General features: G+C 69.4%; 25 protein-coding genes and 1 riboswitch. Of the genes, 14 read left to right on the forward strand and 11 right to left on the reverse strand.

Annotated elements, in window-relative coordinates:
* Positions 1-241 precede the first annotated feature (241 nt).
* The gene (locus ACK4S2_RS08145; protein ID WP_409622726.1) at positions 242-1435 is read right to left on the reverse strand and encodes an AAA family ATPase; all 1194 of its coding nucleotides are present in this window, start codon (positions 1433-1435) and stop codon (positions 242-244) included.
* Positions 1435-2850 (reverse strand): 3-isopropylmalate dehydratase large subunit, encoded by a 1416-nt coding sequence (leuC, locus tag ACK4S2_RS08150; protein ID WP_409622729.1) that lies wholly within the window; start codon positions 2848-2850, stop codon positions 1435-1437. The genes ACK4S2_RS08145 and leuC overlap by 1 nt, the downstream gene beginning before the upstream one ends.
* Before the next feature lie 216 nt (positions 2851-3066).
* Here leuC and ACK4S2_RS08155 point away from each other — a divergent pair, with 216 nt between their 5' ends.
* The 8 genes from ACK4S2_RS08155 (at position 3067) to mltG (ending at position 8847) form a co-directional block, all read left to right on the forward strand.
* Entirely contained in the window at positions 3067-4056 is a 990-nt protein-coding gene (locus ACK4S2_RS08155; RefSeq protein WP_409622732.1) for a hypothetical protein, read from the forward strand.
* A 189-nt stretch (positions 4057-4245) separates the two neighbouring features.
* Positions 4246-4575 carry a ribosome silencing factor gene (rsfS, locus tag ACK4S2_RS08160; protein WP_409622786.1) on the forward strand — a complete coding sequence of 110 codons (330 nt, stop codon included), beginning with the start codon at positions 4246-4248 and terminating at the stop codon, positions 4573-4575.
* Entirely contained in the window at positions 4575-5045 is a 471-nt protein-coding gene (gene rlmH / locus ACK4S2_RS08165) for a 23S rRNA (pseudouridine(1915)-N(3))-methyltransferase RlmH (RefSeq protein WP_409622735.1), read from the forward strand. Before rsfS ends, rlmH begins: the two co-directional genes overlap by 1 nt.
* A gap of 59 nt (positions 5046-5104) precedes the next feature.
* Positions 5105-5410, forward strand: a complete 306-nt coding sequence (locus tag ACK4S2_RS08170) for an antibiotic biosynthesis monooxygenase family protein (protein ID WP_409622738.1) — start codon at positions 5105-5107, stop codon at positions 5408-5410.
* 22 nt (positions 5411-5432) lie between these two features.
* A complete protein-coding gene (locus tag ACK4S2_RS08175; RefSeq protein WP_409622740.1) occupies positions 5433-5687 on the forward strand; it encodes a GlsB/YeaQ/YmgE family stress response membrane protein in 255 nt (84 codons plus the stop codon).
* A 67-nt stretch (positions 5688-5754) separates the two neighbouring features.
* Entirely contained in the window at positions 5755-6321 is a 567-nt protein-coding gene (locus ACK4S2_RS08180) for an NYN domain-containing protein (RefSeq protein WP_409622743.1), read from the forward strand.
* Between the two features lie 94 nt (positions 6322-6415).
* Entirely contained in the window at positions 6416-7678 is a 1263-nt protein-coding gene (gene fabF, locus ACK4S2_RS08185; protein ID WP_409622746.1) for a beta-ketoacyl-ACP synthase II, read from the forward strand.
* A complete protein-coding gene (mltG, locus tag ACK4S2_RS08190) occupies positions 7678-8847 on the forward strand; it encodes an endolytic transglycosylase MltG (protein ID WP_409622749.1) in 1170 nt (389 codons plus the stop codon). The genes fabF and mltG overlap by 1 nt, the downstream gene beginning before the upstream one ends.
* 105 nt (positions 8848-8952) lie before the next feature.
* Here the strand turns inward: mltG and ACK4S2_RS08195 are convergent, their stop codons facing one another.
* From ACK4S2_RS08195 to ACK4S2_RS08210, 4 genes are all read right to left on the reverse strand, one after another.
* Positions 8953-9654, reverse strand: coding sequence for a tRNA (guanine(46)-N(7))-methyltransferase TrmB (locus ACK4S2_RS08195; RefSeq protein ID WP_409622752.1), 702 nt, complete (start codon positions 9652-9654; stop codon positions 8953-8955).
* A 106-nt stretch (positions 9655-9760) separates the two neighbouring features.
* Positions 9761-10927: a methionine adenosyltransferase gene (gene metK / locus ACK4S2_RS08200; protein ID WP_409622755.1), complete on the reverse strand. Its 1167-nt coding sequence runs from the start codon at positions 10925-10927 to the stop codon at positions 9761-9763.
* A 6-nt stretch (positions 10928-10933) separates the two neighbouring features.
* Positions 10934-10981, reverse strand: a riboswitch (SAM-SAH riboswitch).
* Between the two features lie 32 nt (positions 10982-11013).
* The gene (gene lnt, locus ACK4S2_RS08205; protein ID WP_409622790.1) at positions 11014-12498 is read right to left on the reverse strand and encodes an apolipoprotein N-acyltransferase; all 1485 of its coding nucleotides are present in this window, start codon (positions 12496-12498) and stop codon (positions 11014-11016) included.
* A 2-nt stretch (positions 12499-12500) separates the two neighbouring features.
* A complete protein-coding gene (locus tag ACK4S2_RS08210; protein ID WP_409622757.1) occupies positions 12501-13520 on the reverse strand; it encodes a ribose-phosphate pyrophosphokinase in 1020 nt (339 codons plus the stop codon).
* A gap of 94 nt (positions 13521-13614) precedes the next feature.
* On the opposite strand from ACK4S2_RS08210, the gene ACK4S2_RS08215 reads away from it, so the two are divergent.
* Positions 13615-14217 (forward strand): 2-hydroxychromene-2-carboxylate isomerase, encoded by a 603-nt coding sequence (locus tag ACK4S2_RS08215; RefSeq protein WP_409622759.1) that lies wholly within the window; start codon positions 13615-13617, stop codon positions 14215-14217.
* A complete protein-coding gene (locus ACK4S2_RS08220; protein ID WP_409622761.1) occupies positions 14214-15053 on the forward strand; it encodes an alpha/beta fold hydrolase in 840 nt (279 codons plus the stop codon). Before ACK4S2_RS08215 ends, ACK4S2_RS08220 begins: the two co-directional genes overlap by 4 nt.
* Here the strand turns inward: ACK4S2_RS08220 and ACK4S2_RS08225 are convergent.
* The 3 genes from ACK4S2_RS08225 to ACK4S2_RS08235 all read right to left on the reverse strand — a co-directional run bounded on the left by ACK4S2_RS08225 (position 15047) and on the right by ACK4S2_RS08235 (position 17100).
* On the reverse strand, positions 15047-15397 hold the full coding sequence (locus ACK4S2_RS08225; protein ID WP_409622763.1) for an H-type lectin domain-containing protein: 351 nt from the start codon (positions 15395-15397) through the stop codon (positions 15047-15049). The genes ACK4S2_RS08220 and ACK4S2_RS08225 overlap by 7 nt on opposite strands.
* Positions 15398-15478: 81 nt before the next feature.
* Positions 15479-16111, reverse strand: coding sequence for a GntR family transcriptional regulator (locus ACK4S2_RS08230; protein WP_409622765.1), 633 nt, complete (start codon positions 16109-16111; stop codon positions 15479-15481).
* Positions 16108-17100, reverse strand: a complete 993-nt coding sequence (locus ACK4S2_RS08235) for a phosphotransferase family protein (protein WP_409622767.1) — start codon at positions 17098-17100, stop codon at positions 16108-16110. The genes ACK4S2_RS08230 and ACK4S2_RS08235 overlap by 4 nt, the downstream gene beginning before the upstream one ends.
* A 124-nt stretch (positions 17101-17224) precedes the next feature.
* Between ACK4S2_RS08235 and ACK4S2_RS08240 the strand changes: the two genes are divergently transcribed.
* Together ACK4S2_RS08240 and ACK4S2_RS08245 are read left to right on the forward strand one after the other, a co-directional pair.
* On the forward strand, positions 17225-18496 hold the full coding sequence (locus ACK4S2_RS08240; protein ID WP_409622769.1) for an acyl-CoA dehydrogenase family protein: 1272 nt from the start codon (positions 17225-17227) through the stop codon (positions 18494-18496).
* Positions 18493-19281, forward strand: coding sequence for an SDR family NAD(P)-dependent oxidoreductase (locus ACK4S2_RS08245; protein WP_409622771.1), 789 nt, complete (start codon positions 18493-18495; stop codon positions 19279-19281). The genes ACK4S2_RS08240 and ACK4S2_RS08245 overlap by 4 nt, the downstream gene beginning before the upstream one ends.
* Before the next feature lie 10 nt (positions 19282-19291).
* Here ACK4S2_RS08245 and ACK4S2_RS08250 read toward each other — a convergent pair whose 3' ends face one another.
* Together ACK4S2_RS08250 and ribA are read right to left on the reverse strand one after the other, a co-directional pair.
* Positions 19292-19792: a L,D-transpeptidase gene (locus tag ACK4S2_RS08250; RefSeq protein WP_409622774.1), complete on the reverse strand. Its 501-nt coding sequence runs from the start codon at positions 19790-19792 to the stop codon at positions 19292-19294.
* A 29-nt stretch (positions 19793-19821) separates the two neighbouring features.
* On the reverse strand, positions 19822-20910 hold the full coding sequence (gene ribA, locus ACK4S2_RS08255; protein WP_409622777.1) for a GTP cyclohydrolase II: 1089 nt from the start codon (positions 20908-20910) through the stop codon (positions 19822-19824).
* A 178-nt stretch (positions 20911-21088) separates the two neighbouring features.
* On the opposite strand from ribA, the gene ACK4S2_RS08260 reads away from it, so the two are divergent.
* Together ACK4S2_RS08260 and ACK4S2_RS08265 are read left to right on the forward strand one after the other, a co-directional pair.
* Positions 21089-21775: a response regulator transcription factor gene (locus tag ACK4S2_RS08260; protein WP_409622780.1), complete on the forward strand. Its 687-nt coding sequence runs from the start codon at positions 21089-21091 to the stop codon at positions 21773-21775.
* A 400-nt stretch (positions 21776-22175) separates the two neighbouring features.
* A complete protein-coding gene (locus ACK4S2_RS08265) occupies positions 22176-22961 on the forward strand; it encodes an exodeoxyribonuclease III (RefSeq protein ID WP_409622783.1) in 786 nt (261 codons plus the stop codon).
* Positions 22962-23074 lie beyond the last annotated feature (113 nt).

The raw sequence follows: 23074 nt of genomic DNA on the forward strand, positions 1-23074 counted from the left end.
GCAAGTCGAAAGAGACGTGCTTTCACCAACTTGCAATCGGGCGCTCGATCATTGTCCCGCAGAATCAGGAACCGTGCATCTGGCACTTGCCACGCCCGCAGTTTACGCGGGATCGACTGCTCGAGGTCCGACTTTCCCTGATGGGCGATGATGATGAACTCGGCTGGAGCTACCCCCAGGCGGGGCAGAAGCGCCTCAAGCGTAACCTTCATTGAAGGCTCTTCCGTGAGGATCACCAGATTCATGCTGGATCGGCCCCGCGAAACAGGCCCTGTCGCCACAGCCAACCCGGCTGGTCGCCCTCCGCGACCAAAGCTCGCAGTTGTCTGTCGTCGGCTCCTCGCGCAATGGAGGAAAATCCTTCGTGTTTTCGAAGCCAATAGATGGACTCGAGCGGCACCGCTGCCAGGAAATCAGGCGAGTGAGTGGTCACAAAGACCTGAGCATGGTCTCTACGCCTGCGGGCATAGGCAGCAAATTCCTCCGCGAGGATAGGAAGAAGGTTCGGGTAAAGCTGGTTTTCGGGTTCCTCGATGCACAATAGCGGGTGCGGCGCGGGATCGGACAACAGCGCCAGATAGGCGAACATCTTGATCGTCCCGTCCGAAACATAGCGTGCCAGAAAGCCTTTGCGGAATGCAGCATCCCGGAACCGAAGCGCAATGCGGCCGTCGCCTGTGTCCTCAGGCGTCACTTCGGCAACGCCCGGAACACGATCGGCCATACGGCGGAGGAGGTCGGAAAAAAGGGCCGGATGTTCTTCGTGCAGGAATTGCGCATATAACGCCAGATTGGAGCCGTCCTCGTTCAAGTGCTCCGCAGGACCGGCGTCCGGCTCCATCCGGGCCTTGTCGATCCGAAAGTCGCTGACCTGCCACCCTTCGATCAATTCGCGAAGCTGACTGGCTGCCTCAAAACGCTTGAGCTGACCAAGAGCCTTGAGCGCAAGGATTTCCGGCGCGTCGAGCAATACCTCCTCGCGCCGGAGAGCGGTCTCCTGCAAATCTGGCCGATCTTCGACCGCACTGCCCCGTCCTTCTGCGAAATCGAGAAAATTGAACGGCTTGCCACCGCCGCCCCGTGTCCAGCGCAACTGCTCGCGCTTGACGACGACACGGCGGTCACGTTCGCCGATCTCGAGCAGATAGGTCACCCGCCGCTCCCGCCCGTCGGCAAAGGCAAGGTCGAGCTTTAACTCGATTGCAATGTCTTCGCCTTCGCGGCCGCGCGACACCAACTGTGCAAATCCCGCCCTTTTGTGGACCGCAGTTCTTGCATTGCCCGACAAGCAATCGCGCAAGAAACCAAAGACGTCGATGAAGGTGGATTTGCCGGTTCCGTTCGCGCCAATCAACACAGCGAAATTCGGGATGTCCCGCATGTGGACATCCCTCAGACTCTTGAAGTTTCTGACGCGTACGGAATGGATGCGCATCACGCCTGCACGCCCATCAGCTCGCGCACATCCGTCAGGTGGCCGGTCACGGCCGCCGCCGCGGCCATCGCGGGGCTCATCAGGTGGGTGCGCCCGCCGCGGCCCTGGCGGCCTTCGAAGTTGCGGTTGCTGGTGGCCGCGCAGCGTTCGCCGGGGGACAGCTGGTCGGGGTTCATGGCGAGGCACATCGAGCATCCCGCCAGCCGCCATTCGAAGCCCGCGTCGATGAAGATCTGTGCCAGCCCTTCCTCCTCGGCCTGGGCGCGCACAAGGCCCGAGCCGGGCACGACCATCGCGCGCTTCACCTTGATCTTCCTGCCCTTCAGGATTTCGGCCGCGGCGCGCAAATCCTCGATCCGGCCGTTGGTGCACGAGCCGATGAAGACGGTGTCGATGGCGATGTCGGTCAGCTTCATGCCAGGCTTGAGGCCCATGTAGTCGAGGCTGCGGCGCGCGGCCTCGACCTTGCCGCCGGCAAAGCTTTCGGGGTCGGGCACGGTGCCGGTGATCGGCAGCACGTCCTCGGGGCTGGTGCCCCAGGTGACGACGGGGGCGATATCCTCGCCGCGGATCGTCACCACCTTGTCGAAATGGGCGCCCTCGTCGGTGAACAGGGTTTTCCAGTAGGCCATCGCGGCCTCCCACTTGGCGCCTTTCGGTGCATGCGGGCGGCCCATGACATAGGCAAAGGTCTTTTCGTCGGGCGCGATCAGGCCAGCGCGGGCGCCGCCTTCGATCGCCATGTTGCACACCGTCATGCGGCCTTCCATCGACAGCTCGCGAATGGCCTGGCCGCAGTATTCGATGACATAGCCGGTGCCGCCCGCGGTGCCGGTGGCCCCGATGACCGACAGGGTGATGTCCTTGGCGGTGACGCCGGGGCGCAAGCTGCCGGTGATTTCCACCTTCATGTTCTTGGATTTCTTCTGGATCAGCGTCTGGGTGGCCAGCACGTGTTCCACCTCGGAGGTGCCGATGCCGTGCGCCAGCGCGCCGAAGGCGCCGTGCGTGGCGGTGTGGCTGTCGCCGCAGACCACGGTCATGCCCGGCAGGGTCCAGCCCTGTTCGGGGCCGACGATATGCACGATGCCCTGGCGGATATCCGACACCGGATAGTAGTTGATGCCGAAATCGCGGGCGTTGCGGTCCAGCGCCTCGACCTGGATGCGGCTTTCCTCGTTGTCGATGTGCTTGTCGCGCCCGGGGGTGGTGGGCACGTTGTGGTCGGGCACGGCGATGGTCTTTTCGGGGGCGCGCACCTTGCGGCCGGCCATGCGCAGCCCTTCGAAGGCCTGCGGGCTGGTCACCTCGTGCACCAGGTGGCGGTCGATGTAGAGCAGGCAGGTGCCGTCTTCGGCCTGGTGGACGACGTGGTCGTCCCAGATCTTGTCATACAGCGTGCGCGGAGCGGTCATGGCTCATCTCTCGGATATGGCGGTGAAACGGGAAAGGCGGCGCCGGGGCGCCGGAACGCGACCGGGGCGAGGTCAGCGAAGTCGCGCCAGAACCGACCGCGTGTCGCGGGCGAAGCGCCAAGGCAGGCGCGCGTGGTCGGCCATGTCGAAAAACCGGATCATGCGGGTTGTGTAGCCGCGAATCCCCTGTCAGGCAAGGGCGCAAGGAGAGGTCGCATGCGCTGGTTCACCGCGTTGACAGGTTTGCCCGACGACCGGCCCGCCACCGTGCGCGCCGGACTGGCGGTGCAGGGGGAATGGCTGGTCTCGCGCGGCAACGGCCGCCGGATGCGTGCCGGGCGGCTGACGCTGCCGTCGCTTGCGTCCTTGGCCCGGCCGGCGGGCGGGGGCCGCGCCAGTTTGCGCGAGGTCGTGGCCGACGTGCGCGATCTGCACGCCGATCCGGCCAACGCAGGCGCGGTGTTTCAGGTCGCGTCGCAGTTCAACCTGCTGGAAATGATCGGCCCCGAGGTCACGCCCGAACAGGGCATCGCGCGCTATGCCGACGACCCGACCCAGGGCCCCGCCTGCGCGATGGCCTGCGCCGCCGGCACGATCTGGCGCGCCTATCTGGTGCCGCTGGACGGCCAGACCGGCCAGACCGCCGCGCGCCAGATCGACACCGCCCGGGCGCTGGGGGCGGCGCTGGGGGTGCCCTGGACCATGCGCAACGGCTATCTGTTGCCGCATCCCGGGGCGCTGGCCCCGCTTGCGCCGCGAATCGCCGCCCGGGCGGCAAAGCTGCGCGGCCTGCTGCAGGTGGGGGTGCAGGCCGATACCGAAGTCACGCTGCCGGGGGCCGGCCACACGGTGACCCAGGTCTATGCCTCGGCGGTGCCGGTGGCCTATGGCCGCCTGCCCGCGGCCGAGGTCGAACCCCTGGCGCGGCTGGTGCTGGAGGCGGCCTACGAGGCGACGCTGGCGATTGCCCAGGCCGAGGCGCTGCGCACCGGCAACCGCCGGGTGTTCCTGACGCGGCTGGGCGGCGGCGCCTTCGGCAACCCCGATCGCTGGATCGACGACGCCATCCTTGCCGGCCTTGGCCGCCTGCCGGGGCTCGATCTGGACATCGCGCTGGTCAGCCACGGCCGAAGCCACCCCGCCAACCGCGCGCTGGTCGCGGCCGGAACGCAGGTTCTGCTTGCATCGGGGGGCCGAACCGGCTAAGCGCCGCCCCTTGCCCCGCCGTTGAGGTTGCCCGCTGGCGGTGCTAGGCTGCGGGCAGCCCGGTGCCGGGGCCATGCGGCATGTTTTCGGGAGGGTGAACCCCTGTCTCATTCCGATCCTGCGACCGGGCTGCCGGTCGGCCCCCGGGCGGCTCGCCCCCTTCGCACCGACTATGCGCCCCAAGACGTGCTGGCCGCGGTTCTGGCCTCGGTCGACGACGACAAGGCCGAGGACATCGTGCAGATCGACCTGCGCGGCCGCTCCGACGTGGCCGATTACATGGTCATCTGCTCGGGCCGGTCCACCCGCCAGGTTGCGGCCATCGCCGAAAAGCTGTCCGAGCGGCTGAAGACCGCCTTCGGCATCAACGCCAAGATGGAAGGCAAGGAAACCGCCGACTGGGTGCTGCTGGACGCCGGCGACGTGATCGTCCACGTCTTCCGCCCCGAAGTGCGCGAGTTCTACCAGCTCGAAAAGATGTGGCAGCCCGGCGCGGCCCATCGGTCGCCCCAGGTCTGATGCGGGTGCATGTGGTGGCGGTGGGGCGGCTGCGCGCCGGCCCCGAACGCGACCTGCATGCCGATTACGCCACCCGGTTCGACCGCACGGGGCGCGCCTTGGGCCTTGGCCCGCTGACCTTGCACGAGGTCGAGGATCGCAAGGGCGGCGGCATGGCCGCCGAGGCCGAGCTTCTGGCCCGGGCCATTCCCGCCGGTGCGCTGGTCTGCACGCTGGACGAACGCGGCAGCGCGATGTCCAGCCCCGAATTCGCCGCGCAACTGGCGCGCTGGCGCGATGGCGGGCGGCAGGACCTGGCCTTCGTCATCGGCGGGGCCGACGGGATCGACCCTGCCTTGCGCGCCCGGGCCGAGGCATCGGTCAGCTTCGGGCGCATGGTCTGGCCGCACCTGCTGGTGCGGGTCATGCTGGCCGAACAGCTGTATCGCGCCGCCACCATCCTCGCGGGCTCGCCCTATCACCGCGCCTGAGCGCACAAGGTGACCGGCGCGCGCTTTCGTGCCATGATGCAAGGCAGGAGGACCACACCATGACCCGCCCCGCCGGCCAGACCGTCATCACCACCTTCGAAATGACCCCCGCCACCGCACAAGACCTGCTGGAACGCCTGCAGGACGCCTACGATCAGGTCATCCGCCACCAGCCGGGGTTCATCTCGGCGCGGCTGCACATGAACGATGCGATGACGCGGATCTGCAATGCCTCGCACTGGCAGCGGCGCGAGGATTATCAGGCCATGCTGCGCACCCCCGAAATGCGCGAGCGCAACCGCCACATCGCCGCGCTTTGCAAGGGGTTCGAGCCTGTGATGTATGATATCGTGGCCGAGTTCTGAACACAGCAAGGAGACCCGGAAGATGGGCATCGAAAGCATCGTCGCGCTGCTGGTGGTGGGGGCGGTTGCCGGCTGGCTGGCCGGCAAGATCGTCTCGGGCTACGGCTTCGGGCTGGTGGGCAACATCGTGGTCGGCATCCTCGGGGCGCTGATCGCCTCGTTCGTGCTGCCGCGGCTGGGCATGGGGCTGGGCGGCGGCTGGCTCTCGGCGATCGTGCATGCCACGCTGGGCGCGGTGATCCTGCTGGCGCTGCTGCGGGTGGTCAAACGCGCCTGATTGCGGCCGCAATCCTGCCACGGGGCGCTGCCAGGCTGCGGCGGGCAACGAACCGCGGGAGGTGACCATGCGCATACCCCTTGTCCTGCTGGTCGCCAGCCTGCTGGCCGCCGGCGCGTCCTGGATGCTGCCGGGCCTGCGCGGCACCGTGCTGCCCGTGGCGCTGCTGTCGGCGCTGGCAGCGGCGCTGCTGCTGGCGCTGGCGGCCCGGCGGCGCCGGCCCGAAACCGCCGCGCGACGGATCGTCGTCGACGGGTCGAACGTGCTGTTCTGGAACGGCGGCACCCCGGCGCTGGCAACCGTGCAGGCCGTGGTGCGCAGCCTGTCCGACCGGGGCTTTGCCCCCGGCGTGATCTTCGACGCCAATGTCGGCTACCGCATCGCCGACCGCTACCTCGACGACGCCGACCTTGCCCGCCGCCTGCGCCTGCCGGCCGACCGCGTGCTGGTGGTGCCGCGCGGCACCCCGGCCGATGCCGTGATCCTCGACGCCGCGCGCGAGCTGCGCGCCCCGGTCGTCACCAACGACCGCTACCGCGACTGGGCCGACCGTTACCCCGAGGTGGCGCAACCCGGCTTTCTGGTCCGCGGCGGGTGGCGCGAGGGCCGGGTCCGCCTCGATCTGCCCGGCTGAGCCTTGCCGCCATGCGTCGGGGCGATGTTGCGCGCCCGGCACACCCCGTGTATCACCCTGCGGCAGAAACCGGCAGGAAAAAGGGGGCAGGAACATGCGCAGGGTCGTCGTCACGGGAATGGGCTTGGTCACGCCGCTGGCCTGCGGTGTCGAACAGACCTGGTCGCGCCTGCTGGCCGGCCAGTCGGGCGCCGGCCCCATCACCCGCTTCGACCCGGCGAATGTCGCCACGAAATACGCCTGCGAAATCCCGCTGGGCGACGGCAGCGACGGCACCTTCAACCCCGACGACTGGATGGATGCCAAGGACCGCCGCAAGGTCGACGACTTCATCCTGTACGGCATGGCGGCGGCGGTGCAGGCGGTGCGCGATTCCGGCTGGGTCGCCGAAACCGCCGAACAGCAGGAACGCACCGGGGTGATGATCGGCTCGGGCATCGGCGGGCTGACCTCGATTGCCGAAACGGCCGTGCTCATCAAGGAAAAGGGGCCCAAGCGGGTTTCGCCCTTCTTCATCCCCGGCGCGCTCATCAACCTGATCTCGGGCCAGGTCAGCATCCGCTTCGGCTTCAAGGGCCCGAACCACGCGGTGGTCACCGCCTGTTCGACCGGCGCCCACGCCATCGGCGATGCGGCGCGCCTGATCCAGTGGGGCGATGCCGACGTGATGGTCGCCGGCGGCGCCGAAAGCCCGATTTCCGAAATCGGCATCGCCGGCTTCAACGCCTGCAAGGCCCTGTCCACCAAGCGCGCCGACGACCCCACCCGCGCCAGCCGCCCCTATGACGCCGAGCGCGACGGCTTCGTCATGGGCGAAGGCGCCGGCGTCGTGGTGCTGGAAGAATACGAACACGCCAGGGCCCGCGGCGCGAAGATCTATGCCGAGGTGCTGGGCTATGGCCTGTCGGGCGATGCCTACCACATCACCGCCCCGTCCGAGGATGGCGACGGCGGTTACCGCAGCATGCAGGCGGCGCTGAAGCGCGCGGGCCTCACCCCGGACCGGATCGACTACATCAACGCCCACGGCACCAGCACGATGGCCGACACCATCGAACTCGGGGCGGTGGAACGGCTCTTGGGCGATGCGGCCGACAAGGCCACCATGTCCTCCACCAAATCCTCGATCGGGCACCTGCTCGGCGCCGCCGGCGCGGTCGAGGCGATCTTCTGCGTGCTCGCCATCCGCGATCAGGTGGCCCCGCCCACCATCAACCTCGACACTCCCGCGGCAACCCCCCGGCTCGACCTCGCCGCCAACGCCCCGGTGCGCCGGCGCATCGACGTGGCGCTGTCCAACAGCTTCGGCTTCGGCGGCACCAATGCCTCGCTGATCCTCGGCAAGGTCACCGGCTGATGTGGCGCTCCATCGCCTCGAACGCGCTCACGCTGTTCATCATGCTGCTGGTGGCGCTGGCCGGTTTGCTGGCCTGGGGCAAGCAGCAATACGAAGGGCCGGGGCCGCTCGACCAGGCGATCTGCTTCCGGGTCGAGCGCGGCGCCAGCTTCGCCGCCGTGTCCCGCGCGCTCGAGGCGCAAGGCGCCGTCTCCGACGCCCGCATCCTGCGCATCGGCGCCGACTATGCCGACAAGACGCAAGGGCTGAAGTTCGGCTCCTACCTCATCCAGCCCGGCACCAGCATGGCCGACATCGTCGATCAGCTGACCCGCGGCGGGCAGTCGAGCTGCGGCGCCGAAATCAACTACCGCATCGGCGTCGCCGCCGCCGACATCGTGCTGCGCGAGCTCGACCCCGCCACCCAGCGCTACGAGGAAGTGGCCAAGTTCGACCCCGCCACCGAAGCCGCCCCCGCCGCCTATACCGAGGCGCTGGCCGACCCCGCCATCCGCCTGCGCGTGACCCTCGCCGAAGGCACCACCGTCTGGCAGGCGGTCGAGGCGCTCAAGCGCGCCGATTTCCTCGCCGGCGATCCGGGCGCGCCTCCGCCCGAAGGCACCCTGGCCCCCGACAGCTACGAGGTCGCCCGCGGCGCCGACCGCGCCGCCCTGCTGGCCGAAATGCAGGCCCGCCAGACCCGGATCCTCGCCGATCTCTGGGCCGCCCGCGCCCCCGACCTGCCCTACCGGACGCCGGAGGAGGCGCTGGTCATGGCCTCGATCGTGGAAAAGGAAACCGGCGTGCCCGACGAAAGGGGCACCGTGGCCTCGGTCTTCGTCAACCGCCTGCGCGCCGGGATGAAGCTGCAGACCGACCCCACGGTGATCTACGGCGTCACCCGCGGCCAGGGCGTGCTGGGCCGCGGCCTGCGCCAGTCGGAACTGCGCGCGGCAACACCGTGGAACACCTACGTCATCGACGGCCTGCCCCCCACCCCCATCGCCAACCCCGGCCGCGCCAGCATCGAAGCCACGCTGAACCCGCCCGACACGCCCTTCCTCTTCTTCGTCGCCGACGGCACCGGCGGCCACGCCTTTGCCGAAACGCTGGCCGAACACAACGCCAACGTCGCCAAATGGCGCCAGATCGAGGCCGAACGCGCGCGCAATCAGCCGGCAAGCCCCTGATCGCTCCGGGCCTTGCGGCGGGGTCTTCACCTTGACCGAAATATCCTCGGGGGGTGAATGCGCCGCACCCGCGGCGCAGAGGGGGGCAGACAGCCCCCCTGCCCGCTATCCGCCGGCGCGGCGAAAGGTCAGATAGTGCGGGGTGCGCCCTTCGCGCAGGGCCTTCTGCTCGTAGCGGGTGCTGATCCAGTCTTCCCAGGCCTCGTCCGGGCCGGCCTGACGGACCAGCTCGAAACCGGCCTTCGGCACTTCCTCCAGCGTCTGGCGCACGTAATCGGGGATGTCGGTCGCCACGCGGAACTCGGCCCCCGGCGCCATGACCCGCGCCAGCGGGATGAGGTAGCCGGGCGTCACGAAGCGGCGCCGATGGTGGCGCGCCTTGGGCCAGGGGTCGGGATAGTTCAGGAATACCTTCGACAGGCAGGCATCGGGCAGCACGTCGAACAGGTCGCGCACATCGCCCGGATGCAGCGCCAGGTTCGCCACCCCGGCGGCCCGGATCTTGCCCAGCAGCATGGCGATGCCGTTCACGAACGGCTCGCAGCCGATCAGGCGCACATCGGGATGGCGCGCGGCCATATGCACCAGATGCTCGCCGCCGCCGAAGCCGATCTCCAGCCAGACCGGCCCCTGCCCCGGCAGCACCCCGAGATCGAGGCGCGCGCGTCCCGGGTTTTCCGCCTGCGTCACCCCGCGCAGGCTCAGCCGGCCCAGGTCTTCGGCCAGATAGGCCTTTTGCGCCGGCCGCAGGGTCTTGCCGTGGACGCGGCCATAGAAGTTGCGGCGTTCGGGTGGTGTATCGGTCATGCCATTTCCAGCGAACGGCGGGGGGCCAGCCCCCCGCACCCCCCGCCGAAGGGGGCTGTCTGCCCCCTTCGGAAACCCCGGAGGATATTTCGACAAGGTGAAAGCGTCAGACGGCCTGTTTCAGCGCCTCGACCAGATCGGTCCTTTCCCAGCTGAAGCCGCCGTCGGCCTCGGGGGCGCGGCCGAAATGGCCATAGGCCGCGGTGCGCTGATAGATCGGCCGGTTCAGCCCCAGATGCGTGCGGATCCCGCGCGGCGTCAGGTCCATGCAGGTGTTGACCGCCCGTTCGATCGCGTCGTCCGGCACCACGCCGGTGCCATGCGTATCGACATAGATCGACAGCGGCCTGGCCACGCCGATGGCGTAGGAGATCTGCAGCGTGCAGCGCCGCGCCAGGCCCGCCGCGACCACATTCTTGGCCAGGTAGCGCGCGGCATAGGCGGCCGAACGGTCGACCTTGGTCGGATCCTTGCCGGAAAACGCGCCGCCGCCATGCGGGGCCGCGCCGCCGTAGGTATCGACGATGATCTTGCGCCCGGTCAGGCCGGCGTCGCCATCCGGCCCGCCGATCACGAAGGTGCCGGTCGGGTTGACCCACCATTCGGTCTTTTTCGTGATCCAGCCTTCGGGCAGGACTTCGCGGATATAGGGTTCCACGATGCCGCGGATCACCTTCGAGGTCTGGCGCTTGCTGGTGTGCTGGGTGGACAGCACGATCGAGGTGACCTCGACCGGCTTGCCGTCGGCATAGCGCACCGACAGCTGCGACTTGGCATCGGGGCCCAGCGCGGGTTCGGCGCCGGACTTGCGCGCCTCGGCCAGCCGCCGCAGGATGGCATGGGCATACTGGATCGGCGCCGGCATCAGCTCGGGCGTCTCGTCCACGGCATAGCCGAACATGATGCCCTGGTCGCCGGCGCCGTCGCGGTCGACCCCCTGGGCGATATGCGCCGACTGTTCGTGGATGTAGTTGCCGACCTTGACCTTCTGCCAGTGGAACTTCTTCTGCTCGTAGCCGATGTCGCGCACGCAGTCGCGCACGATGCCATCGACCCGCGCCATCATCGCCTGGGTCTTTTCCGGGCTGGAAAGCCCCACCTCGCCGCCCACAACGACGCGGTTGGTGGTGGCAAAGGTTTCGCAGGCCACGCGGGCGTCGGGTTCTTCGGTCAGGAAGGCATCCAGCACCGCGTCGGAAATACGGTCGCAGACCTTGTCGGGGTGGCCTTCCGAAACGGATTCGGAAGTGAACACGTAATTCTTGCGGGACATGAAAGATGCTCCATTGGGGTCATCCGCAACGCCAGGAAGCCGTTGTCGCGGTCAATGGCAGCGCTTATCCTGCGGCTTGGCCGCGGTCAATGCCGCAAGGCGCGCCGGCGCAACAGCAGCCCCAGGCCAAGCAGCCAGACCACAGCCGCCGGCCAATCGCCCCAGCGCGCATAAGGCGTGGGCGGCAAGGCGCCCGGCAAGGCAACGTCGAGCGTGCCCATCCGGTTCAGCCCCAGCTCGGCCACCACCCGCCCGCGCGCATCGACCACGGCCGAAACGCCGGTGTTGGCCACCCGCACCAGCGGCAGGCCGGTTTCGATCGTGCGCAGCCGGTTCAGCGCCAGGTGCTGATAGGGGCCCGACACATCGCCGAACCAGGCGTCGTTGGTGATCTGCAGCATCCAGTCGGGCCGTGCCACCGCCCGCGGGAACCAGGCGAAGACCGCCTCGTAGCAGATCAGCGGCAAGACCCGCCCCAGCGGCCCGAGGTCGAGCAGCGCCGGCCCCGGACCGGCGGAATAGCCATAGCCTTCCTTCGGCGCAAAGGACGGAATCGACAGCCAGTCGACCAGCAGATCGCCCCCGGGGATGTATTCGCCGAACGGCACCAGGTGGTGCTTGTCGTAGACCGCGCGCAGCGCGGGCGCGCCATCGGCGCCGCGGTCCAGCACCGCCAGGCTGTTGTAGCCGCGCAGGCCCTCGGTGCGCTGCACGCCGAAGACGATGGGCACGCCATCGGCCGCGGCCACCATGCGCTCCAGCCCGTCCCAGGGTTCGTTCAGCAGAAACGGCACCGCGGTTTCCGGCCAGACGATCAGGTCGGGGCGGCGCGCGGCCGGGGCGGCGGTCAGATCGAGATGGCGGGCAAAGAACGCGCCGGCCCATTCGGGCTGCCACTTCAGCATCTGGTCGGCATCTGGCTGCACCAGGCGGATCACCGGGCCCGGCGCCGGCGGCACCGGCTGGCGCGCCTGCCAGGCGCCCAGGCCGAAGGCCGCCGCCAGCAGCACCGCCGCCAGCCCTGCCCCGCGCCAGCGCGCCGCCACCGGCAACGCCGCCGCGGCCAGCGTCAGCAGCATCAGCGCCTCCGCCCCGCCCCAGGCCGCCAGCTGTTCGGGCGCATGGCCCAGCCAGATGTGCCCCGGCTGCGCCCAGGGAAAGCCGCTCAGCACCCGGCCGCGCGCCCATTCCGCCGCCGCCAGCGCCAGCGCAAAGCCCAGCACCCGCCGCGGCGCCCGGGCCGACACGGCACCGGCCAGCGCCCAGAACAGCGCCAGCCCCGCCGCCATCAGCACCAGCGCGAAGGGCGCCATCCAGCCGTCGCGCGCGGCATCCACCTGGAACGGCTCGGTGATCCAGTGCAGCGCCAGCAGGAAATGGCCACAGCCGAACAGCCAGGCCCGCCCGGCGGCCGCCCGCACCCCCGGCGCCGTGGCCACCAGCCACAGCCCCAGCGCGTAACCCGCCAGCGCCAGCGGCCACAGCGACCAGGGCACCTGCCCCGCCGCCGCGGCCAGCCCGGCCAGCAAGGCCAGACCCGGGCCCAGGCCGGGACGCAACGGGGTGTGCATCGTCACGGCCGCGGATACAGCCCTTCGTAGATCGGTTGCAGCGTCTCCACCTCGAACAGCGAGGACACGCTGGTGCCGTTCCAGATGTTCAGGATCGCCTGGGCAAAGATCGGCGCCGTCGGCACGATGCGGATGTTGTGCGCGCCGCGCACCGCCTCGGTCGGTTCGATGCTGTCGGTGATGACCAGCGACTTCATCACCGATTTCGTCACCCGCTCCACCGCCGGGCCCGACAGCACGCCATGGGTGATATAGGCATGCACCTCGGCGGCGCCATTCTCGATCAGCAGGTCGGCGGCCTTCACCAGCGTGCCGGCGGTATCGCAGATGTCATCGACGATGATGCAGGTCTGGCCCTTCACATCGCCGATCACGGTCATCTCGGCGACCTCGCCGGCCTTTTCGCGCCGCTTGTCCACGATGGCCAGCGCGCAGCCGATGCGCTTGGCCAGTTCGCGCGCACGGGCCACGCCGCCCACGTCGGGCGACACGATGGTCACATTGTCCAGCCGGCCGCGGAAATGATGCTCCACATCCATCGCAAAGATCGGGGCGGCATAGAGGTTGTCCACCGGAATGTCGAAAAAGCCCTGGATCTGCGCGGCATGCAGGTCCAGCGTCAGCACCCGGTCCACCCCCGCCTCGGTCAAGAGGTTGGCCACCAGCTTGGCCGAAATCGGCGTGCGCGCCTTGGCGCGGCGGTCCTGGCGGGCATAGCCGAAATAGGGGATCACCGCGGTGATGCGGTCGGCGCTGGACCGGCGCAGCGCATCGGTGATGATGAGCAACTCCATCAGGTTGTCGTTCGCCGGGTTCGACGTGGGCTGGATCACATACATGTCCTCGCCGCGCACGTTGTCGTAGACCTCGACAAAGATTTCCTGGTCGTTGAACCGTTCCACCCGCGCGTTCAGCAGCCCCACCGACATGCCGCGGTGCATCGACATGCGCCGCGCGATGGCGGTGGCCAGCGACTTGTTGGCATTGCCGGCGATCAGCTTGGGTTCGGTCATCACGGGCATCTGGCTCTCCGGCGCGGGGGGATTCGAGGCGTTGACACCGCTTACCACCCGTCTAGGGTCTTGCCAAACCTGAACCGGCGCCCGGGGGCTGCACATGCCGCATATCGACTATTACTTCACCACCCTGTCGCCCTGGGCCTATCTGGCCGGCCTGCGGCTGGAGGAGATTGCCCGCCGCCACGGCGCCACCATCGCCTATCGCCCGGTGGACATCGCGCAGGTCTTTGCCCGCACCGGCGGCAAGATGCTGGCCGAACGCCCGCAGGCGCGCAAGGATTACCGCCTGCAGGAACTGACGCGCTGGTCGGCCTTTCTCGGCATGCCGCTGAACCTGTCGCCGGCGCACTGGCCGGTCAACCCGGCGCCGTCGTCCTATGCCATCATCGCGGCGCAAAAGGCGGGGGGCGGCGATCTGGGCGGCCTCGTGCACGGGGTGATGCGCGCCGTCTGGGCCGAAAACCGCAATATTGCCGAGGACGAGACCATCCGCGACCTGCTGTCGGCCCACGGCTTCGACCCGGCGCTGGCCGACAAGGGCCTGTTCGCCGGCGCCGAAGCCTACGAGCGCAACACCGAAGACGCGGTGGCGGCAGGCGCCTTCGGCTCGCCCTTCTACATCACCGACGACGGGGCGCGGTTCTGGGGCCAGGACCGGCTGGATTTCCTCGACCGTCACCTTGCGGGCCGCGCGGCATGAAGACAGAGACGATCGCCGGCCACCCGGTGCACCTGCGCCGGATGGGCACGGGGGCGCGCCCGGTTCTGGCGCTGCATTGTTCGCTGGCGCATGGCGGCGCCTGGGGCGCGATGGCGGCGCATCTGGGCAATGCGGCCACGCTGACCGCCCCCGATTTCCCCGGCCACGGTGCCAGCGCCGACCTGCCCGCCGGCGCCGACCTGCACGACCTGTCCACCGCCATCGCCGCCACGCTGGCCACCCGCATCGGCGGCGGCGCGCCGGTGGATGTGCTGGGCCATTCCTTCGGCGGCACGGTGGCGATCCGGCTGGCGCTGGAACGCCCCGACCTCGTGCGCAGCCTTGCCCTGTTCGAGCCGGTGCTGTTCTCCGTGGCCCGCGTGGCCGGCGGCCCGGCCTGGGAGGAATGGCTGGCCGGGCAGGAACCCTTTGCCGCCATGATCGCCCAAGGCGACCGCGCCGGGGCGGCGGCCTGGTTCCACGGGCTCTGGGGCCAGGGGCCGGCGCTGGCCGACCTGCCCGTCACGCTGCAACGCTACATCATCGACCGCATCCACCTGATCCCGGCCACCAACGCGGTGCTGTTCGACGATATCCGCGGCCTTGTCGTGCCGGGGCGGCTGGAATCGTTGCGCCTGCCGGTGCTGCTGGCGCAAGGCGGCGCCTCGCCGGCCATCGTGGCGGCGGTCAACGGCACGCTGGCCGCGCGCATTCCCGGGGCGCGCGCGATTTCGGTGCCGGGGGCCGGGCACATGCTGCCGCTGACCCACGCCGCCGACCTCGCGCCGGCCCTGCGTGCGCATCTGGGCCTGCCGGCCGAGGCCGCGCGTCAGTAAAGATCCCAGGCATCCTCGTCGGGCAAGGGGCCGATCGCCGTCCAGTCCGCGCGGATGCGGGCGATGCGCGTGTCGCTCCAGGTGCGGAACACCAGGTCGAAGCCGGTTTCGGTGATCCGCTCGGCGCTCAGGTCGGCGCGCAGGTTGGTGCGCCCGTCGGTATCCCACATCGAAATGCCCACCATGACCGCCGGCGGCGCGGCAAACGCCTCGGGAAAGCGGATGGCATGGCGGCTTTCGCGCGGGCCCGAGCCTGTCCACATCGGGCCATCGTCGGCAAAATCGGAAAACAGCATCCGCTGCCCCTGCGCGATGCCGACCGGATGCGAGGATATGCGTTTCATGGGCCTTCCGAACCGAACCGGGTCCAACCAGTGATCCCGGTTTATGAGGCAAAACTGTGCCGGAAAAGCGGAATCTGCCGGTCAGCCCGGCGGCGCGGGGGCAAAAGCCGCCTCGGGCACCGTCTCCAGCACGGCCAGCAACCGCGCGAGATAAGCCGCCGCGCGCGCCGCCGCCGCCTCGGCCCGGCCTTCGGCCACCGCCGCGACCATCGCGGCATGGTCGGCGGCGCCATCGGGCAGATGCCCGGCCAGTTGCGCCCGCAGCAAGGGCACCTGCATCGCCGGCATCAGCCGCATCAGCTCGGCATTGCCCGCCAGTTGCGTCAGCGCCCGGTAATAGCGCGCCCGCCCGCGCCCGGGGTCGTCGAGCCCCGCCACCGCCTGCAGCAGCGGCGCCGGGTCGGCGCCCAGCGCCACCGCCTCGGCCGCCTGCCGTGCCGCCAGCGCCAGCAGAACCGCCGCCACCCGCAGCACGTCGCCCGCCTCGCGCCGGGTCAGCCGCCGGATTGCCGCCCCGCGATGAGGCACCTGGTCGACCAGCCCCGCCGCCGCCAGCCGCCCCAGCGCCTCGCGCACCGTGCTGCGCCCCACGCCGTAGCGCGCCATCAGGTCGGGCTCGGCCAGCCGCTGCCCGGGGGCGAAACGGCCCGCCGCCAGCCCTTGCACGATGTCGCGCGCCAGCACCTCGGGGCCGGGAACCGCCGGCACCGTCACGCCCGCCGCGCCATGTCCCGGGCGATCTCGGCCAGGGGGGCCGCGCGCGCGCCCAGCTCGGCCGCGTTCGGGTCGGCCGCCGTGCCGTCCAGCGCGCGCCGCGCGATGCCCTGGAGGATCGCGGCGATGCGGAACAGGCTGAGGATGATGTAGAAATCGAACCTTTCGGGCCGCGCCCGCCTAGTTCGGCGACACCAGGCCTGCACATATTCGTCCTCGGTCGGAATCCCGGTGCCCGCCAGCGGCACGCCGCCCAGGCCGCGGAACAGCTCGGGCGCGATGCGCCAGGCCATGACGTTATAGGCGAAATCGGCATAGGGGCAGCCCAGCGTCGAAAGCTCCCAATCCACCACCGCCAGCACCCGCGGTTCGGTCGGATGCAGGATCAGGTTGTCCAGCCGGAAATCGCCGTGGGCGATGCGCACTTCTTCGGGCGCCTGCGGCAGGTTCTGCGGCAACCAGTCGATCAGCGCGTCCATCGCCGGGATGTCGCGGGTCTGGCTGGCGCGATACTGCTTCGTCCAGCGCGCCACCTGCCGTTCGACATAGCCGCCGTGGCGGCCATAGTCGCCCAGACCCACCGCCACCGGGTCCACCATCGAAATCGCCGCGATGGCCGCGTTCATGCCGTCGAAGATGCCCGCCCGCTCGGCCGCCGACAGGCCCGGCAGGCGCGGGTCCATCAGCACCCGGCCCTGCACGCATTCCATCACGAAGAACATCGAGCCCAGCACCGCCGGATCCTCGCACAGCGCATGCACCCGCGGCACCGGCACGTCGCTGCCGGCCAGCGCGCGCATCACCCGGTATTCCCGGTCCACCGCATGGGCCGAAGGCAGCACCGCCCCGACCGGCTTTTGCCGCAGCACATAGGCGCCCGAGGGCGCATCGACCCGCCAGGTCGGGTTCGACTGCCCGCCCGACAGCCGCGTCAGCCGCCCCGGGCCGCGATAGCCTTCGACATGCGCCGTCAACCATTCGTCCAGCATGGCTGCCCCCCTGTTGCCCGCGCCCACCATGCCAAGCGCGGCAACCGGGCGTCAAGCCGGATCGTCGGACGATCTTGTCAGATGCGTTGCGCCGCGCTAGCCTGTGCCCGGACAGGAGGCCGCCATGATCCCCGACAAGACCCCCCGCGTGCTCGATCTGGAAACCCGCCTGCGGGATTTCATGGACCGGCACATCTACCCCAACGAATCGCGCTACCTGACCCAGGCCGAGGAGCTGGGGCCATTCTCCACCTATCCGGTTATCGAGGAGCTAAAGCCGCTGGCCCGCGCGGCGGGGCTGTGGAACCTGTTCCTGCCCGAAAGCAGCCACGGCGCGGGGCTCAGCAACGTGGAATACGGCCACCTGTGCGAAATCATGGGCCGCTCGCTGCTGGCGCCCGAGGTGTTCAACTGCAACGCCCCCGACACCGGCAACATGGAGGTGCTGGAACGCTACGGCACCGCCGAACACAAGGAACGCTGGCTCAAGCCTCTGCTGGCCGGCGAAATCCGCTCGTGCTTTGCCATGACCGAACCCGATGTCGCCAGTTCCGATGCCACCAACATCCAGGCCGAAATCCGGCGCGACGGCGACCACTACGTCATCAACGCGCACAAGTGGTATACCACCGGCGCCAGCAACCCGGCGACGAAGATCTGCATCTTCATGGGCAAGACCGACCCGGCCAACCCCGACCGGCACCGCCAGCAGTCGATGATCCTGGTGCCGATGGACACGCCGGGCATCACCGTCACCCGGTCGCTGCCGGTGTTCGGCTATTACGGCGTGCCCGACCGCGCGTCCGAGGTCTTGTTCGAAAACGTGCGGGTGCCGGCGTCGAACCTGCTCCTGGGCGAAGGGCGCGGGTTCGAAATTGCCCAGGGCCGATTGGGGCCGGGGCGCATCCACCACTGCATGCGCGCCATCGGCCTGGCCGAGCGGATGCTGGAATCGATGTGCGACCGCGCGCTGTCGCGCGTGGCCTTCGGCAAGCGGCTGTCCGATCAGGGCGTCACCCGCGAACGCATCGCCAACGCCCGCATCCTGATCGACCAGAGCCGCCTCTTGACCCTGCACGCCGCGCACAAGATGGACACCGTCGGCAACAAGGAGGCGCGCGCCGAAATCGCGATGATCAAGGTGGCCGTGCCGGCGATGGCCTGCCAGGTCGCCGACTGGGCGATCCAGATGTTCGGCGGCGGCGGCACCGGCAACGACTTCGGCACGGCGCTGGCCTTTGCCACCGCCCGGGTGCTGCGGCTGGTGGACGGCCCCGACGAGGTGCACCGCGACCAGCTGGCCCGGATGGAGCTCAAGCGCCGCGAAGGCCGCAACCACCCGGGCTGGACCCGGCAGGTCACCCGGCTCGGCCGCAACCCGGGGCTTGCGCCGTGACGACCACGTTGTCGGGCAAGGTCGCCATCGTCACCGGCGCGGCGGGTCGCCTTGGCCGCGCCGCGGCGCTGCTGATGGCCGACCGCGGCGCCCGGGTGCTGTGCGTGGACCGCGCCCCCGAGGTCATCGACACCGTCGGCCTGCTCGCCGCCCGCGGCGGACAGGCCGACGCGGTGCAGACCGACTGCGCCACCGAAAAGGGCGTCGCCGCGATGGTGGACCAGGCCGTGCGCGATTTCGGGCGGCTGGACATCCTGCATGCCAATGCCGGGATCCTTGGCCCCTTCACCCCCAGCTTCGACGAAGGCGCCGAGGATTTTGCCGAAATCCTGCGCGTCAACCTGATCGGTCCCTGGCTGGCGATCCGCGCGGCCGTGCCGCGCATGGCGCCGGGCGGGGCCATCGTGGTGACCTCCTCGGTGGCGGGGCTGCGCTCGGGCGCGGGCGGGGTGGCCTATTCGGCCTCCAAGGCCGGGCTCATCAACCTGGTGCAGACCACGGCGCAACTGCTGGCCGGCACCGGCATCCGCATCAACGCGGTGGCGCCCGGGCTGGTGGAAACCGGCATGACCCAGGCGCTGTTCGATGCCGCCCGCTCGCGCGGGCGCGAAGCGCGCATCGGCCAGCTCAACCCTGCGCGCCGCGCCGGCGAGCCTGCGGAAATCGCCGAGGCGGTGGCCTTTCTGGCCTCGGATGCGGCCAGCTACATTTCGGGTCAGGTGCTGGTGGTGGATGGCGGGCTCAGCTCCAGCCTGCCGGTGGCGCCGCGTCCGGCCGGGATCTGAGCCCGGGCCGTCAGGCTTCCGGCACCCGGCCGTGCAAGGGCACGATCACCCGCGTCTCGAAGCCGATGCGCGGCACGATCCAGTGCAGATCGGCGCGCGAAAACGCAACGCAGCCCGCCGTCGGCGCCCCCGGCCGCCGCCACTGGTGCACAAAGATCGCCGAGCCGCGCCCCCGCACCGCCTGCGGCCAGTTCCAGCCCAGCACCAGCACGATGTCATACATCGGGTCGGCGCGGCGCAGGCGCTCGTGGCTGTGGGGATAAGGCGCGCGGACCATCAGGTTGTAATCCTCGTGCCCCGCATCGTCCGACCACAGGTCGCCCGGCCCGATGGGCAAGGCCCAGTCGGCCGGGCGCGCAATACGGTCGGGGCGGTAGAGCAAGCCCACGATCCGGTGCACCCCCGCCGGTGTCGCCCCGTCGCCTTCGCGCTTGCGCCCCGGCGCCACCACCCCGCCGCGCCCCAGCGTGCAAGGAAACCGCCGGCCGAGGAAGCGCGCCCCGGTCGGCATGACGACGATATCCTGCGATGTTGCAAAACTCACAGCAGATGCCCCGATTTCGCCGCCTTGGTCGCCAGATAGGCACGATTCTGTTCGGTCTCGCCCACGCGCAGCGGCACGCGCTCCACCACGTCCAGCCCTTGCGCCTGCATCATCGCCACCTTGGCGGGGTTGTTCGTCATCAGTCGCACCGCGCCAAAGCCCATGCGCCGCAGGATCGCGGCCCCGATGCGGAAATCGCGCTCGTCATCCTCGAAGCCCAGCCGGTGGTTGGCCTCCACCGTGTCGAAGCCCTGATCCTGCAAGGCATAGGCGCGCATCTTGTTGGCCAGCCCGATGCCGCGGCCTTCCTGGTTGAGATACAGCAGCACCCCCGCGCCTTCGGCCCCCATCTGCGCCAGCGCCGCGCGCAGCTGCGGGCCGCAGTCGCATTTCAGCGACCCCAGCACATCGCCGGTGAAACAGGCCGAATGCAGCCGCGCCAGCACCGGCGTGCTGCGGTCGGGCGACCCGATCTCGATGGCGTAATGCTCGACCCCGCCATCCTCGGGGCGAAACACATGCACGCGCCCCGCTTCGGAGGCGACCATCGGCACCCGCGCCGCCACCACCGGGTGCAAGGGCCCGGTGCGGAACAGCTCCGGCCCCGCCTCGGCCAGCGCCACGAAGGTCAGCCCCTGCCGCCCGGCAAAGGCCAGCCCGTCGGGCACCGCCACGCTCAGCACCGCCGGCAGCAGCTGCGCCGATTTCGCCAGCGCCAGCGCCGCCCGGTGCAGCCCGGCATCGCCGTCGCGCAGGCTGGCGAAAGGCCCCTTCATCGGCGCGGCCAGATCGTCCTTGGGGTCGGCCACGGCACGCAGCCAGTCCAGCCCCGCGGCCGCCGGCACCACCAGCCGCGCCAGATCGCCGTCATAGGCGCGCGCTTTCAGCGTTTCCGCCCGCCGCGCGGTGATCGCCAGCACCGGCACCCCCAGCGCGCGCAGGTCGGCCAGCCGTTCGGCGCTCAGGCTTTCGACCGCCGCCACCACCAGCGCGCCGCCCGCCCCCGCCAGCACCACCGGCAGCCCCATGCGCAGGTCGGCGCGGGCGCGGTTCAGCCGTTCGGGCAAGGTGGGGGTCAGGGTCATGGCAACTCCTCTGCCGCAGCGATACGGCGCCCGCGCCCCCGGGGCAAGGGCCGCGCGTGCGACACATCCTGTAACAAACCGCCGCTTTCCGACACGTGCGCGTGACCGGCTGTTGCAAAACTTGAACCCCGGGCCGCCCGACCTCACGTTCCCGGCATGGCAACCAAGGAGGCGACACATGGCCAACCTGCGCAAGATCCTGCTGGTGGACGATGATGACGACCTGCGCGAGGCGCTGTCGGAACAGCTGGTGATGACCGAGGATTTCGACGTGTTCGAAGCCGCCACCGGCGCCGAAGGCATGGAGCGCGCCAAGGCGCAGCACCACGACCTCATCATCCTCGACGTGGGCCTGCCCGACACCGACGGGCGCGAGCTGTGCAAGCGCATGCGCAAGGCCGGGGTCAAGGCGCCGATCCTGATGCTGACCGGGCACGATTCGGATGCCGACACCATTCTGGGCCTCGATGCCGGCGCCAACGACTACATCACCAAGCCGTTCAAGTTCGCCGTGCTGCTGGCGCGCATCCGCGCCCAGTTGCGCCAGCACGAACAGTCCGAGGATGCGGTGTTCCAGATGGGCCCCTATACCTTCAAGCCGGCGCAGAAGATGCTGGTCGATGCCAGGGACAAGAAGGTGCGCCTGACCGAAAAGGAAACCAACATCCTGAAATACCTCTATCGCGCCGGTCAACAGGTGGTGGCCCGCGACGTGCTGCTCCACGAGGTCTGGGGCTACAACGCCGGCGTCACCACCCACACGCTGGAAACCCACATCTACCGCCTGCGCCAGAAGATCGAGCCCGATCCCTCGAACGCCCGCCTGCTGGTGACCGAAAGCGGCGGCTACAAGCTCGCGGTGTGACGGCGCCTGTCATATTGTTGCCGGATTCACTGGATATTAACAGGTGTCAGGCAGCTTCGTTTCCATACCTTCCCCTGGCCGCGTCGGGGTCATGACGCGGCATCCTCCCTGTTGGACCTGGCCCGGGCCTTTGTGCCCGGGTCTTTTTTGCAACGCCGACGGGAATCGAAACATGAAAGACGCATATTGATTTGGATCAAGGCGTCTTGTGACCTATACCCATAACTACGGATTACCTCCCTGTTGGACCTGGCCCCGACGCACGCTGCGCCGGGGCTTTTCTTTTGCCGCGCCTGCCGCCAGGGGCGCAAAGGCGGCACGGCACGGGCGCACGCTTTCGGCTGGTTTCCCCTGCAGGCGAACGGTATCCTCGGCGCCTGCAACCGCCGGAGCCTGCCGCATGCCCTTTACCCTTGCCACCTGGAACATCAATTCGGTCCGCCTGCGCGAACCCCTGGTGGCCCGCCTGCTGGCCGAGGAGGCGCCCGACATCCTCTGCCTGCAGGAAATCAAGACCCCGCTCGACAAGTTCCCCCGCGAAGGCTTCGAAGCGCTGGGATACCGCTACATGGTCGCCCGCGGGCAAAAGGGCTACAACGGCGTCGCCATCCTGTCGAAACGCCCGATCATGGAGGTGGGCGCCGAAGATTTCGCCGGGCTCGGCCATGCCCGCCACATCGCGGCGCAGCTGGAAAACGGCGTGACCATCCACAACTTCTATGTCCCCGCCGGCGGCGACATCCCCGACCGCGAGGCGAACGAGAAATTCGGCCAGAAGCTCGATTACCTCACCCAGATGCGCGACCATTTCCACTGGCAGCGCCCCGACCGCGCGATCCTGGTGGGCGACCTGAACATCGCCCCGCGCGAGGACGATGTGTGGGATCACAAGGCCCTGCTCAAGATCGTGTCGCACACGCCGGTCGAGGTCGAACATCTGGCCCAGGTGCAGGCGACCGGCTGGGTCGATGTGACGCGCGCCGACATTCCGCAAGGCCGGCTTTACAGCTGGTGGTCCTATCGCGCCGCCGACTGGGACGCGGCCGACAAGGGCCGCCGGCTGGATCACGTCTGGGCCACGCCCGACATCGCCGGGGCGGCCCATTCCAGCCGCATCCTGCGCGCCGCCCGCGGCTGGGACCAGCCCAGCGACCACGCCCCGGTGTTTGCCACCTTCGACCTCTAGCAGGCTGCTGAAGAAGTCAGCCCTCGACCCGGAGTTAGGAACATGATTCACCCTTTGCACGACAACGGTGGGGGTGATGATGCGCGGGACGGACGAGACGAGCGGGTCGCTGT

Source organism: Gemmobacter sp. (assembly GCF_046292685.1).
In the GTDB taxonomy this organism is placed as follows: domain Bacteria; phylum Pseudomonadota; class Alphaproteobacteria; order Rhodobacterales; family Rhodobacteraceae; genus Wagnerdoeblera.